Annotated in this window: 13 protein-coding genes; 6 read left to right on the top strand and 7 right to left on the bottom strand. The window is 40.7% G+C overall.

What is annotated here, in order from left to right; translation table 11 throughout:
- Positions 1–471: 471 nt before the first annotated feature.
- From NFI80_RS25435 to NFI80_RS25420, 4 genes are all read right to left on the bottom strand, one after another.
- Positions 472–1044, bottom strand: a complete 573-nt coding sequence (locus NFI80_RS25435; RefSeq protein ID WP_254414185.1) for a hypothetical protein — start codon at positions 1042–1044, stop codon at positions 472–474.
- A gap of 6 nt (positions 1045–1050) precedes the next feature.
- On the bottom strand, positions 1051–2307 hold the full coding sequence (locus tag NFI80_RS25430) for a hypothetical protein (protein WP_254414184.1): 1257 nt from the start codon (positions 2305–2307) through the stop codon (positions 1051–1053).
- Positions 2308–3272: 965 nt separating this feature from the next.
- Positions 3273–3689, bottom strand: a complete 417-nt coding sequence (locus NFI80_RS25425; RefSeq protein WP_254414183.1) for a hypothetical protein — start codon at positions 3687–3689, stop codon at positions 3273–3275.
- A gap of 613 nt (positions 3690–4302) precedes the next feature.
- A complete protein-coding gene (locus NFI80_RS25420) occupies positions 4303–5301 on the bottom strand; it encodes a toxin-antitoxin system YwqK family antitoxin (protein ID WP_254414182.1) in 999 nt (332 codons plus the stop codon).
- A 249-nt stretch (positions 5302–5550) separates the two neighbouring features.
- Between NFI80_RS25420 and NFI80_RS25415 the strand changes: the two genes are divergently transcribed.
- Positions 5551–6120, top strand: coding sequence for a hypothetical protein (locus NFI80_RS25415; protein ID WP_254414181.1), 570 nt, complete (start codon positions 5551–5553; stop codon positions 6118–6120).
- Positions 6121–6563: 443 nt separating this feature from the next.
- Here NFI80_RS25415 and NFI80_RS25410 read toward each other — a convergent pair whose 3' ends face one another.
- The gene (locus NFI80_RS25410; protein ID WP_254414180.1) at positions 6564–7016 is read right to left on the bottom strand and encodes a hypothetical protein; all 453 of its coding nucleotides are present in this window, start codon (positions 7014–7016) and stop codon (positions 6564–6566) included.
- A 1632-nt stretch (positions 7017–8648) separates the two neighbouring features.
- On the opposite strand from NFI80_RS25410, the gene NFI80_RS25405 reads away from it, so the two are divergent.
- Positions 8649–8882: a hypothetical protein gene (locus tag NFI80_RS25405; protein ID WP_254414179.1), complete on the top strand. Its 234-nt coding sequence runs from the start codon at positions 8649–8651 to the stop codon at positions 8880–8882.
- A 74-nt stretch (positions 8883–8956) separates the two neighbouring features.
- Here NFI80_RS25405 and NFI80_RS25400 read toward each other — a convergent pair whose 3' ends face one another.
- The gene (locus NFI80_RS25400) at positions 8957–9550 is read right to left on the bottom strand and encodes a hypothetical protein (protein ID WP_254414178.1); all 594 of its coding nucleotides are present in this window, start codon (positions 9548–9550) and stop codon (positions 8957–8959) included.
- A 483-nt stretch (positions 9551–10033) separates the two neighbouring features.
- Here NFI80_RS25400 and NFI80_RS25395 point away from each other — a divergent pair, with 483 nt between their 5' ends.
- The 4 genes from NFI80_RS25395 (at position 10034) to NFI80_RS25380 (ending at position 12696) form a co-directional block, all read left to right on the top strand.
- Positions 10034–10522, top strand: coding sequence for a hypothetical protein (locus NFI80_RS25395; RefSeq protein WP_254414177.1), 489 nt, complete (start codon positions 10034–10036; stop codon positions 10520–10522).
- Between the two features lie 66 nt (positions 10523–10588).
- Positions 10589–11746 carry a DUF3800 domain-containing protein gene (locus NFI80_RS25390; RefSeq protein WP_254414176.1) on the top strand — a complete coding sequence of 386 codons (1158 nt, stop codon included), beginning with the start codon at positions 10589–10591 and terminating at the stop codon, positions 11744–11746.
- A gap of 300 nt (positions 11747–12046) precedes the next feature.
- A complete protein-coding gene (locus NFI80_RS25385; protein WP_254414252.1) occupies positions 12047–12298 on the top strand; it encodes a hypothetical protein in 252 nt (83 codons plus the stop codon).
- On the top strand, positions 12298–12696 hold the full coding sequence (locus tag NFI80_RS25380; RefSeq protein ID WP_026632537.1) for a hypothetical protein: 399 nt from the start codon (positions 12298–12300) through the stop codon (positions 12694–12696). Before NFI80_RS25385 ends, NFI80_RS25380 begins: the two co-directional genes overlap by 1 nt.
- A gap of 176 nt (positions 12697–12872) precedes the next feature.
- Here the strand turns inward: NFI80_RS25380 and NFI80_RS25375 are convergent, their stop codons facing one another.
- On the bottom strand, positions 12873–13139 hold the full coding sequence (locus tag NFI80_RS25375) for an aspartate/glutamate racemase family protein (protein WP_374760350.1): 267 nt from the start codon (positions 13137–13139) through the stop codon (positions 12873–12875).
- Positions 13140–13247 lie beyond the last annotated feature (108 nt).

The raw sequence follows: 13247 nt of genomic DNA, 5'->3' as shown, positions 1-13247 counted from the left end.
TTTAGATCTTTGATGTAGTATTTCCTACAACCTATTCCAGTAGCATACGTTTGTAGGGCATACGTATTTCCGATTCCCCATAACTGGTTTTAGCCAGCTTTTTCCCATAACCGTTATCGGAGTAAGTACTGAGCGACTGTTCAAGGTTGTCATATCCTAAGTGTCCATCCAGCTCTCCTCCAAGCATTTTCTCAATGCCCTGCTTCTATAATTGGCCAAGAAAGTCATTGAGTTTGTCGCAGCTGGTGAATTGCTTTAAAACTTATCAGTCAACAAATCTTCTGGTCTCATAAGCTGTGTTTTGTTTAATTTAAAAAAATCGGGGTTTGCAACCCCGATTTAAATTTTGAACAGATTTTGAGATAGTGTCTCGAAACGATTATTCAATTTTGGCAATTTGTTGATTGGATTTAGTTTACTGTCTCAATTGATGATTACAAGATCTTTGTTAAATATTCAGACCTCACCAAGTCAACGTTTATGCAAATAGCTACCCATTTTTACACCCATCTTACCTATTGACATACCATACATGTATCTAACTACCACCAGGGTAGGACTTTTATGTATGCCGATAGTTAATTTGTCATCGACCATAAGAAAGTCGTATTCGAATTGCATTTGATCCTCGCGTAAAGTCGTTGCCTCCTTGCGCCCTTTAGTCAATTTAAATTTCTTTTTGTACGTTGTTTCAATGTCAACTTTTAATGAATCGTAGTTAATTTGATTCTGGGGGAACCGAAAAATATAGCCATTAAGTGTTCTGTCAAACAATGCCTCCTTAGGCTGATTCTCTTTGAAATAATCACCTGGCTGATCATTGACACTTAATATGACCTCCATTTTATTTGGATAATTTTTATAATAATAACCAGGAGGCTTATAGTTTAGGGCATGTCGTTTCACTGCATCGCCAACAGTGGACGGAAGAGCCCATTTTGTACCACCAATTTTGATATCTACGTGTTTGTTCTGGAAACCGACATTTGGATAGATATACACTTGCATGGAAAATATAACTAAGGCAATTAGAATGCTTCTCATGAATTTTTAGGGTTCTTGTCCTGGTAGCAATTGTGTTGGATTTCCCGTAATGTCCCGAAATGATCCATTTTGGTATGCTGTGTGCAATGTTAAAAGTAATAAAGATGTGTCATTACACCCTTGGCTTTTTGCAATAAATAACCCAACTTGATTATTTTTTCTATCCATTTGTAGTTGCCCAGAGGTTGGATTTTGGTTTATTCCTCCACACATCTCATGGATGTTGCCTAATGTCTCGGCATGCTGTTCTCCAAAACTGCAATAGTTCAAGGCGATCATTATGCCGTGCTTTAAGGCATTCTCAGAAGAAGCCCCATCAGTATTAGCCTCTTCCATATTATGATCAGTCATATATTGCTCTGCTCGGCGCTTATTAAAAATTAAAGTTGGAGCCATAAGAGGAACATCAACCAGGTGATCTCCAATATAGCGTGCCTCACATTTATTTGCGCCGAATTCGTTAAATTCTCGGGTTAATTTTTTTGCCTCTGGTGATGGGGCACCGGAGGATTCTCCTCCGTCGCCACCGCTACCAGGATGACCCGATCCGCCGCCAGGGCCTGACGGGCTGCCAGCTCTCCAAGAATCATTAGGTACAGAACCACGGTTAGAATAAATATAATGAGATGATCCGCTAGACCCGCTAATTGTAACTGCGGCAAATGTTCCTCCATCATAGGGCTGTCCACCGCCATTGTCATCTCCATCGATAGAGGGGTCCGTCATCATTGTACGCATTGTCGAATCCGAATCACTTTTGCCTAATCCAATAATTGTTAAAGGTTTTTTAGTTCGATTTATTAATGATATCACCAGAAAACCGGGTTCTTCGCTAACTTTTATCACCCGATACTCTGAATTTTTATTTTTTAGCACTTTTAGTCTGCTAATTAATTTCCCATCTGTTGCGTACTGCTTTACTACAATTTCAGCCTCACGTCGGTGCGAAGCTAAGATCCCAACACCAGTAAGGAATGAGAGGGTTATGGTATTGATTCGACGTTTATCTACTAGGGTCTCATTCTGAGGATTTTGATAACCGTTGGAAAGAATTAACCCAGTTGCCATCAGAGTGGGTACTAGGGGTTTTTTCTTTTTGGTTTTTTGAATTTGAAATTGTACGTCGATTTCGCTGTAAGAATTAATTTCTTGCCTAAATATCCTCTTTTGCATAGGCTGTAATATAACTTGACCAATTTCTGACTGCTGGCAGAACCCAGTTAGTGGATAAAGGAAAGATAAAAAGAGTAGTATTCGTTTCATAAAGTTTGTAAAAGATATGGTGATAAATAGTTGAACTAAACTATAAATACTGCGTTTTATCCGCTTAAGTAACCAATAGTATCGTTTTACTCAGGAAAATTAAACTAATTCTACAATTTATAGGCTAAACTTAGCATTGATAGCCGAATGATGGCGCCAAGTTATTGTTAATCTTATGTGTACACGAAAAACGTAGTGCAAAGGCGACCTGCTTAGTATCCGCTTAACTGTCTTAACTGCAAGTTCTTGCTTGTCAGCAAGCGTTAACAAATTCAATTTTCAAGTACTACTAGATAATTGAAAAAATCCCGGAGAAGTGATACCGACTATGGATCTTATATATAAACTCGGGCAACTGCCCATGACTTATAACAATCATTCTTCTAGATTTGGCTCGCTTGTGCATTTCGAGGGTAAATAACCGGTTACAGAACAGAGGTTGAATTCTTTTGAGCTCAATTAATATTTGAGTCCCTTCTCGTTTACAAAACCCGATCTCTTGTTGCTAACACAGCCAATTTTGAGTAATTGTTGTCTTCATATGTAACCGGCTGCAAGCAGCACTTACTGAAAATATGTTTGTTTGGATCTCATTCATATATTGCATATTCTGTTATTCACCAGTCAAACAACCCATTAATGAAAGCTAAGGATATCCGCCGCTTCTTTTCTCCCCCAGGAAAACGAGCCAACAACTGAAAAGAAAGCCAAAGCAAAATCACTTTCCCAAAGGCTATATATATTGTTATCCGGTTACGCAGAACCACGGAGGTTTTATAGTTGTAGGGTTACAGCGGTGAGTAAGTTATTTTAGAATATAAGTTTTGAGGTAACGCTAGTATGATGTTTTATATCTCATTGCTACTAAAATCGGTTGACAGCTAGCCGGTTTTCGAGTGTAAAATTGGCATTTTCCATTCTCTAAAACGGAGTTTTGACGCGGTGCTTATCGTCCGTAGTCAATATTATCCTGCGGGTGCAAAAATCATGGCCAATATAATTGGAGCGGTTATCGCGATTGATATTAAAAGCGCCTTCCAAATTTTCTTATATTCGTAATTATCATCAGGGAAATATTTTCCAAAAAAATACTCAGATAAGATTGCCCCCCATACCATATTGAAAAGATACGAAAACGAGCCACCTTTTGTATGTAGGCTGTTCACAATCAGTATTGTTAACACTGTAAAGGCAATTGAAATCAACAAAATAAGATTGGCTTCTTTCTTTCTATTGCTGTCTAGTAGATTTTGACGTAGTAAAAATCCTCCGAACACCGGGGAGAAAAACACCGAGAAACCCAAAATTGCCCTTTTCGAGTAAATTTTAACTGCATTATCCTGGTTCAAAGTGGGTAGTGTAAGGTCGTGTTCTTCTATCATTTCTTTGTTAGTCTAGGATTTAGTCGGAACTGCCGGATCTTTCATGGAGCACGTATTGCCAATATATAGTCAAAACAATTCGGCAGAATTCTTTCACTATCATCGGATGTCTATACGCAGTGTAAATTAGGAATAAAATGTTCAAACTCATGTCCGTTTCTCGCGACCCTGCCGCTAGGCGCATCAAGAACCGCCTCAGCAGTGCATTAAAGTGACATCTCACAAATCAATGTGTCACAGTTAGGATATACTGAATTTATAAAAACGGGAAAATTCGTGGCAATGATCATAATCAACATGTTTTCAGAATGTAATAAAGGCAAACTTTGACTTCTTTCAGCATTAACTTCCCTAACAATATTACGCAAATCAATCCCTTCGCCCAGCACTGAGACAAAAAGGTCCTCTTCAACTCCTAGCCGCTCCATTAAAACATTCACTTTCAGGAGCTTACAAGGTTAGTGTAGGTCTATTTCGGTGTAATACAGCTTGTTATATAACAGGCGTTATGTTTAGTGCTTGTGGGTGGCTGGGCAAATTGCCAGTCAGGTAGGTGGATGAAGAGTCAGCTTTTTCGATCGTACAAAATTTTCGGCTCAACTAGTCTAGCACATCACTTTTTCATCCAGATACTTGACTTGATTTGCTGCCCGTCTTGATCGTAGTCCCATGATTTGCTCGGCGCACCGTTCTCGTCATACTCCTGATAGTGGCCATAATCCTTACCGTCCCTTGTATAGCTGATTCCCTTTGCGGTCCCATTCTTATGATAATAAATCCGGGTCACTACACCGGGTTCAGGATTATAAATTGATTCGTGTCTGATAATTCCAAGCCGGTCAAACTCTCGAAAGACAACTTCTCGCCCAAAAGAATCAAATACATTTTCATGTTTGAGTTGAAAGCGTCCATACACAAATCGCAATGAGTCCTCGGATTTATAAAAATCCCTAATTAATAAGTTTTTATAGGATTGGTCAATCGTTGAATCATAGTAAACCTTTGTCACATTTCTGGGCTGTCCACGCTCAAAATACTTTCGGACGTAGAGCTGCCCGGAAGGATAATACCAAGATGCTTCGCCTTGCAAAGAATCATCTAGATAATTCTCTTTCCCATAAATGCCGCCATTAGGATAGTAAACTGTTCTTTTCCCATTTCTAAGGCCGTTTACATAATTTTCTTCTAACTCTTTCTTCCCATTAGAATAATGTTCAACATAAATTCCGTCTGGTTTGAATCTGGTTTTATGTCCGTACAATATCCGAAGTTCGTCCAGCTGCCGGAAACCTCCCTGAAAGTGCCAATCCCGTAGCCCATCCTTGGCTTTAAATTGGACGTTCCGGTCACAGGGGAACATTGCAGGAGTTCCATTGGGCACCGTTGCAAAAACCAGCCACTCTTCTCCAATGTCGACGCCTATATCACAAGAAGTATTGACTTGATTTTCAATAATTTGGGCAGTTACTTGGCCCTTGAATTGTTCGATAACCTTGATGCTTAGAAGACTTTGAAACCCAATCGTATTAGGATCGGAAGGTTTGATAACCTGCTCGCTATTAATACGTACCAAGGCAATAAAATTGTACTTTTTCAGGTCATCTAACTGCATTGGCCGGTCAAAATCGTTTAGGCAGCTGCATGCAAAGGATGATCGCCAGAAAACTGTGAAAATTAACAGTAAACTTATTTTAAATAATTTCATTATTTGAATTTGTGTTAATCCAACTTTTGGTATTCCTGTCTATAAGGTTGGTTGTCGACATACATTTGTAACTAGCATTGCCTTATAAGGATGTTTTCAGTAATAGCTCAGAAACGTCGGTTTTTACTGTTTGTAACCATAAACTTCTCTCTACTCATGAGAAATCTTATAGTTTTAGCGTTTGCAATCACTGGCCTTGTATGTAAAAGTGCCAGCCAGGAACTTCCGCCCTGTAAAGAAGTTAAACAGGTTAAAATTGATACGGATCAAAGAAAGAAGAAAATCCTGTCCGATTACATAGATTATTGTGTTAAAAAGGAGTGGAAAAACGACAAAGGGATTGTTATGCTCAGGGAATTTAGAAATGAGCTGGGCCAGGATTGCTGGCTTCTGATACCTTCGATTGATGACAGTTATAAGGATAACCCGCCTGAGCGCTTCGCCACTTTCGAAGGGGACATCATTTTAATTTTTAGTGCTGACTCTATGCAGAACGTTATTCCTGCAAAAGGGGATAAAAATCGGCTAAACCAATGCCTTGAACAAATCACCGGCGACCGCGTTTATACCCGGCCAACGATCAAAGGCCGGTGGGCGGATAGTCTAAGGCCAATTACAAATAAGAAGATTACACAAGGGGCACACAGGATGGTTGGAGGCAATGGTGGCACATTACTTATTGTCTTTAACGCAGATGGTACTTATAAAAAGTTGCTGCCGGTATAAGACGCCGCTGGTGATGTATGTTATGTTTGCTGCTTAGGAAATCAAAGGCTATTGGAGCCTCGGATCACCGAGTCTATCCCTGCAAATTTGAAAGGAAAATTGCCGACGATACAGGAACTCGAGAAGGAGTTGCGAGCTCTGTCTGATAAATTGTAAAGAGCAATAATGAAGTAGTTATAATAGTGCAACAAGTTGTTGCACTATTGATTCAATAAAATACAATTATGATCTAAAGGAAACCTTCCAATGCATTAGACTTTTATTTGATGACTATGTTCTATTTCTTGTCTTATTGATATAAAAACACCTTTTCAAGATAGTGAGAGCATTTTTTTTATTTGATGATCATTTGATAGCCGGTGTTGTATAAAAGGTGTTATGTTGAATCCAAGCATCATCAGCAAGTAGCGGTACAAGCAAGATTGATGATTGGCCGCTCGACGTCAATCATAAGGCATGGAACTGTTCACATTGGAAATTTCAAACCTTCTCAATGCTAAGCTGTCAAGCCAATCGCTACTAATTCTGTCCAATATTAGTCCAAGTGATTTTTTGCCTTCCGCTCCTTCAGCTCGTCTCCCAATGCTATAAGCAGAATCTGCCTTGAGGAATTCATTGTCAGCATTTGTTAAACTGTCCAAAAGCTTATAGTCAGCCATTGTTAAAACGATCTCTGTAAATCCACTATGATCTTGCTCGATGATTTCCCGGGCAGCGTCAGCGTTGTTATATGTTTTAAGTAGCATTTTTCGAAAATAAGTAAGCTTGAACTCGTCCACATAAATGGCTTTATTCAATCCTATTTCATCTTTTTCTTCTTTATTATTTGTGCAGCCAACAAAAGTTGAAGGAAATAGCAAAGCAAAAACGTAAATAAAGATTTTGAACCTATTCATAGTGAGAGTATTATTATATCAAATTTAAGTATTCACGCTTGACGTGCGGCCCAATAGACAGTATACAAAGTAGGCTCTTATTTTATACAGATATTGACATTGATGGCATTAATCCTTTTCATAAGATTATATATCAAGAACTTACGCTTGATAAACCAAATTATACCCCCGGTGATAGTATGTATGGCAGAATAGAATTCGAGTCAGTTGAAACTGCCTCTGATGGAAGAGTGACAAACCATTTTGGAAAAGGCTATTTCAGGACAAAAGTTAGATAAAATCAACAACCAACTCTAAATCACTGCTCCTCTAAAAATGGGAAGCCTACACGCTTTTCTTAAAATAGATTAGAATCAGGAGTATGAGCAGGATAGTAAAAATTGCAATATATATCGGTGTTGCATTACTCCGCTCATAAATTGGTCTCTGATAATCTTTGTAAATGAAAAAGGCCATGAGCAGCAAGCCGGTAATAGCAACCAAATTATTTTTAAAGTATGTCATCTGTTGATGTTAAGGTTCATGGGTGAAATAACATTGAGCCTATCAATTGCAGGTGACCTAACAATTGAAGTTACATTTCAAAAATAGTCACAAATAACGCAGTATTTCTGACACTCGATCACTTTCGCCGGTGAATACTGTTGACATTTGAACCATCTTTAAGTTGGATGAAAAGCTTACCATGGACTGTCGGAAAGTGTAAATTAAAATATTAAGCAGTATTTGAACGGGTTTGGCTGCCTTTTCAATTGGCAGTAATAGTAGGACGGTCGACATAAGTTCAATTATATTTCATGCGTACGTATGGATCAGGTTAAGAAGCAGGAATTACAAAAAGACTGGTGGCGCTTCATGCTCATTGGAAGCATGCTGTTTTCGATATTCCAGACGCTTTTTGAGAGAAGCGTCGACGCTGACAGGCTCCCATTCCAATATTACTTGATGGCTGGCATGGCAGCTTTAGGGGTGGAAGTCCTACTCTATTTTTCAATTCGGAATTGGCCTGGGCGCTGGAAGACAGCGATGGTCTGTCTGTTTGCCCTTATGTGGTTAGCCGTTTGCTTCACGTACAGGAGGTAGTAGTTCTGCCCGATTTAAGTATGGCTAAACTATGGTGAGGTATTACAAATTGATTACGATAGGAATTGAGCCTGCTCAGAAACTATCGATTAGGCTGACAATGTGCTTGAATGCTAGTAATGTATATGACAGAATCAAGAAAATTCTCCTATGTTCAGATAATGATTCTGTGTTAAATGACGAATCTAAGAACCAAAGTGTTTAACTGGGGGAAAGGATATTAAAACTACAAAAGAGCTTATGTGGAGTGATAAAACATGGTATGGCTTAATCGCACTCGTCTATTGTCTTCTGATATTAGCACATCTATGGCCATATGTAAACCAGGCATGGATAGCTTACAGCGAAAAAAAGCCAATTCGGCAGGTTCCCAGGCCGGCTACAAATACGCGTCTTACTGGTAGTCTGGCATTTATAAGTGGTGTAATGTGGATGTGGCTATATTTTAGGCCTGAAGTTTAGGTATATTGGTGTGAGCGTAGCTGGTTTATCAAGGTTTACCCGTTCAAAAATGTTTCATATTGTATACATTCATATCTACTTTTGGGTATGAATGAAATCCATGTACTTCCAGTCGAATATCTTGGCGCAACTATTGAATTGCCACTGACAATTATCACACGAGGGTATACTTATCAGCTTCAAATTGAAATTGAGGGCAAAAAGCTAGTTTTTGAAAAAGACGATCAGGGTGAATACCGGGTTGTTGATGATGCAAACGGAGCAGGCCATGTTAACAAAAGTCTTGTTTTAGCTATTCTATCTACACTTAGAGAACTTTAAGCAATTATGCCAGCTGCTGCTGTTGTAATTTGAGCATCGGCGAAGTCAGGGTTTAGACTAACCGCTCACTGTTGCTATTCTTTTTCTGGGTAAGGATCTGGTTCTTTCTTAGGCCTTTTGGGCTCCCTCCATTTTGAAGGCGCGTCCTTGCTTGATCTATTAAATGATTTCCGATGGGACGAATCGGGAGTAGCGCTGGAATCCTTAGTGTGAAATCGAGGAAATGTGTTGTTAGAATTACCTATTACATCGTTGTTATTTCCGTACGAGTGAAATATAGTATGAGCTCCATCCGCATTGACAATCACTTTTGCATTATTACCCGCCGAATGAAAAGTCGAATGGGTACCGTTCGGGTTAACAATTACCCCGGCGTCGCTACCAATAGAGTGAAATGTTGACTGCGTACCGTTAGGATTCACAATAATGCCGGTACCACTACCTGTGGAATGTACTGTCGAATGCGTACCGTTTGGATTTACAATAATGCCCGTACCGCTGCCTGTGGAATGTACTGTCGAATGCGTCCCATTTGGATTTACAATAATGCCCGTTCCGCTACCTGTGGAATGTACTGTCGAATGCGTCCCATCAGCGTTAACGACTATCTGCTGGGCAATTGAAGAATTGGTAATTGTTGCGATCAGAAACGATATGAGCAGTTTCATGGTATGTGAGAATTATGCCGCCAGTTGTGAATATACTAAATATTCTTTTTGTTAAAAACAATTCACTAGTAGACAACTTATGGACCGGCCCCATTTAATAAATACAATTAGATAATACTTCAATGTCTATATTTAAGAAAAACCTGCCAGGTAAACAGAATACACAAACGTTAAAAGATATATGGCAAAATGAGCAGGCAGAGCAATCTAAATCATGAATTGTGCAGGCGATTAACGGCCGAGCTCCATCCCGTTTATTCTATAGGATGATTGTCGTGGCCTTAGCAAAAATGAATTGCTGGATATTCCAGCATTAGTTTAGCACAGATCTGGATATTTGATGCAGTATTTCCGACAACCAATTCAAGTAGTATACTGTCTGGCCCTACTGCTTATGCTGGCACCACTTTGACAAAATTATATTTTGTTTGGCATCTGCTTTATATATTGCACACTGCGTTATTCACCAATCCAAACCCATTAATGAAAACTAAAAATATCCGCTTCTTTTCCGTGCAGGAAAATGAGCAAAAAGCAGACAAGAAAGCAAAGGTAAAATCACTTCCCAAAGGCTATATTTCCGCTGCCGGCAAAATCGTGTTCCCCTCACTGGCCATTGAAGAGCTGGGTATCCAGCCCGATACAACCAGGTTCCTGGTAGGAACTGATAATGGCAAACGCAAGATCAAAAACCTTTACCTAATCCCCACAGATCAGGATGGCGCTTTTTCTATCACACGTTCCGGTCGTGGATACTCCTTACCGCTGGAATTAATCCTTAGCAAAGGAGGTATCGATTATGGTAGTCAGAAATATGTCTTCACCGCTTCAATCTTCCAGCACGAGGGCTCAGTTGGCTACGCATTGGAAATCTCACCTGAGCAGGCATCTGAGAAGGGACCGTATACCGGCAAACCACGGGGACGCAGGCCAAAGGATAGCCAGCAAACTGCTGATCAGCCCGAAGAATAATCAAAGTACCCTTGCCGGTAGGCACTAAACGATAATCACTTTTGCCGGTCTCCGGCCTAAGCCATTATGCATCATCACACAGCCTTTTTAAGTGAGTGGGGCAACAACGCACTTGACTTTTCCAAAAAGGGCCCATCCGGGATCTTGCCAACAACCCATTTTATTGTGACTGCCCTGATCATCGGCAAGGCAGACGTCGAAAAGGTTTTGGCCGTGCTCGGGGCGATAAGTAAGCGTCACTTTAATGGTGGACAAATTGACTCAGAAAAGACCGGCAATAACCATCTTAAAAGGAAAGAAGTGCTGGAAGACCTGGAAGAGTTGCCATTCCAGGTGTTTTCAGTTATCGTCGATAAACGCCAGTTGATAGGGGAGGGGCTACGCTACAAAGGCTCCTTTTTCAAGTTCCTGCATGGACTGGCTGACCGGGAGTTGTTCCGGATTTTTCCGGATTTGGAAATGGTCGCTGGCCGCACCGGTGATGAGACCTTTATGAAAGGTTTTATTACTTATGTCCAGCAGAACCATATTGCTAACCTTTTCAATGAATCCTCCTTTGGCTTTGTGGCCTCTGACGACAGTCCGATTGTCCAGCTCGCCCATTTTATTGCAGGGACGCTCGCGCGCTGCTATGATGAAACGGTAATCACTGATCAAAGAGGGGAGTTCATAGAAATCCTTAAACGGAAGGTCTTAACCATCAGGTTTTGGCCGGACGCCTTTGCGCATAATTTGATTAATCAGCCGCAGCCAGGACCCAGCTTCGATCCGCTCTTGTCCAAGCTTAGTGTGAACCTGGCCAATGATTTCCTTCATCGTAAATCAGCTGACAAGGCCCCGCAGGCCATTGACCAGGTCAGCAGTTTGAGCTACCTGCTTTTTCATTTCCGGCATATTAGCCCAACCCGTTACATCACCAGCTTTGAGCTCATGGAGCATATCAGGGCCAGAAGGGGAAAAAATGTTTCGCTTCATTATTTTCAAACAAAGGTGATTGCCCCGCTCCGGGATGCAGGTGTGTTGATTGCCAGCAGCTCACGTGGCTATAAGCTGCCGGCAAGCCAGCAAGACTTATATGATTTCGTAGGTCACAGTAACACGATCATTGAGCCGATGCTTTCGCGTGTGAAACGGTTTCGTGACCAGATCCATATGGCTACTGATGGAAAGATCGATGTGCTGGCTGCCGATGAGTACAAAGTAATCCGTAAAGTGATTGATTAATAAAAGTCGTCATCGGAGGATTATTGCAGTAAGTCGTAAACAGGTTGATAGGCGCGTTTTCTGCTTGATGACACATTTGCCAAGCCAACAAAGCAATGGTTTGTTCGAATCAATGAAAAACACTGGCGCTCACCTCCGCGTATCCCTGCTACCGCGAGTGAAACAATCATAAGATCATAATTAAACATGCAAGTCCTGAGATTATTCAGGAACTGCCGTTAGTTAAATCAATCCCACCGGCGGCTAACTGGATTCGTGCATTGGCTTTGGTATATCTTAAATAGCCAGAAATTCACTGGTATGACCGATTATCAATTTATCCAGGAGATCCAAGCATTCAAGCTCGACCATTTTATGGCTTATATGGGATGGATTGGAAACAAGCCCTATAAGATTTATACACGCGAAGATCCGTTGCTATTCTTTGTCTATGATGAATACACGGACAGGCTCTTTGAATTCAAACTGAGGGATCCGCGAAGGTTAAATAAAGCGACCATTTACGATTGCCTCATTACAGCTTACCTGGCCTTGCCAGAAAAACAAATGTAATGTTCCTGAGAGCAATGTATGCCCGACTCTATATTATGGTTAATTTGACCGGCAGAATTTACAGCTCTTTAAAAGTCGAGCAGTATGAAGTCTTCAAAGCTAACCTTCCCAGGACCATGCAATACATACCATTGACCCAGCTCAGAAATGATGAAAGTGCCTGTAAAGCAATCTTCGAACTTGTAACAGCAGGGTGCGGGCCCACAGAGTTTGGCTACGTGGAAGACTCCGAGCTCGGATATATAACCTTATGGGAAAAATATGGAAGCGGCAGCACACGCCATATTCACATATCCAATGATGGCTCCATAGAACACTATTTCGGTGATGAGCTTGAACCTGTCGGCAATGTTTTTAAGCTGGTTGATCAAATCAGGATGCTAGGTTATTCTGCTTGATGACAAATTATATGACTCTGAATGCATTCAATAATGGTTTTTTAGACAGACCTGTTGTTATCTTCCTTCGACACTTCATTAAACAGGATTCAGAAGGGTAGGATCCAGCAATTATTTAAGCTGCGGATTGGATCTTTGATGTAGTATTTCCGACAACCGCTATTCAAACAGATCTGCTAATTACAGACAGATTGTTCTGCCGCAGCCAAGGCATGGAGCTCCATCATATCAAACAGTGGAACGGAGCTATCTGCCTGTGACACCAAAAGCCCCATTTCGGTACAACCTAATATGATACCTTGCGCTCCGAGAATAATTAAATCTTGCAGAATCCGCCTAAATTCCTGCCGGCCCGGGGCCAAGACCTTTCTCTGAGCGAACTGTTCACCCACAATATGGTAGCTTTCAGTCATTGTAGGGAATCTCAATAAAAAACTGGCCATCTGCCAATCCCGGCCAACTGAATCGTTGTACAAATAGCAAATGTTCTTATATAACTGGCCGTTCTGTTAAATAGGTGAGAATAATTTCTACTATGCCTACATTTTCTG

This window comes from Dyadobacter chenhuakuii, assembly GCF_023821985.2.
In the GTDB taxonomy this organism is placed as follows: Bacteria; Bacteroidota; Bacteroidia; order Cytophagales; family Spirosomataceae; genus Dyadobacter; species Dyadobacter chenhuakuii.
Note: the sequence above shows the minus strand (reverse complement) of the source record. Positions and strands in the feature narration are given on the sequence as shown.

Coding starts and splice junctions, on each gene's coding strand:
- NFI80_RS25415 (WP_254414181.1), top strand. CDS start 5,551: ATGAGAAATCTTATAGTTTTAGCGTTTGCAATCACTGGCCTTGTATGT.
- NFI80_RS25395 (WP_254414177.1), top strand. CDS start 10,034: ATGAAAACTAAAAATATCCGCTTCTTTTCCGTGCAGGAAAATGAGCAA.
- NFI80_RS25380 (WP_026632537.1), top strand. CDS start 12,298: ATGTTCCTGAGAGCAATGTATGCCCGACTCTATATTATGGTTAATTTG.
- NFI80_RS25420 (WP_254414182.1), bottom strand. CDS start 5,301: ATGCAGTTAGATGACCTGAAAAAGTACAATTTTATTGCCTTGGTACGT.
- NFI80_RS25425 (WP_254414183.1), bottom strand. CDS start 3,689: ATGATAGAAGAACACGACCTTACACTACCCACTTTGAACCAGGATAAT.
- NFI80_RS25435 (WP_254414185.1), bottom strand. CDS start 1,044: ATGAGAAGCATTCTAATTGCCTTAGTTATATTTTCCATGCAAGTGTAT.
- NFI80_RS25405 (WP_254414179.1), top strand. CDS start 8,649: ATGAATGAAATCCATGTACTTCCAGTCGAATATCTTGGCGCAACTATT.
- NFI80_RS25375 (WP_374760350.1), bottom strand. CDS start 13,139: ATGGCCAGTTTTTTATTGAGATTCCCTACAATGACTGAAAGCTACCAT.
- NFI80_RS25430 (WP_254414184.1), bottom strand. CDS start 2,307: ATGAAACGAATACTACTCTTTTTATCTTTCCTTTATCCACTAACTGGG.
- NFI80_RS25390 (WP_254414176.1), top strand. CDS start 10,589: ATGCATCATCACACAGCCTTTTTAAGTGAGTGGGGCAACAACGCACTT.
- NFI80_RS25410 (WP_254414180.1), bottom strand. CDS start 7,016: ATGAATAGGTTCAAAATCTTTATTTACGTTTTTGCTTTGCTATTTCCT.
- NFI80_RS25400 (WP_254414178.1), bottom strand. CDS start 9,550: ATGAAACTGCTCATATCGTTTCTGATCGCAACAATTACCAATTCTTCA.
- NFI80_RS25385 (WP_254414252.1), top strand. CDS start 12,047: ATGACCGATTATCAATTTATCCAGGAGATCCAAGCATTCAAGCTCGAC.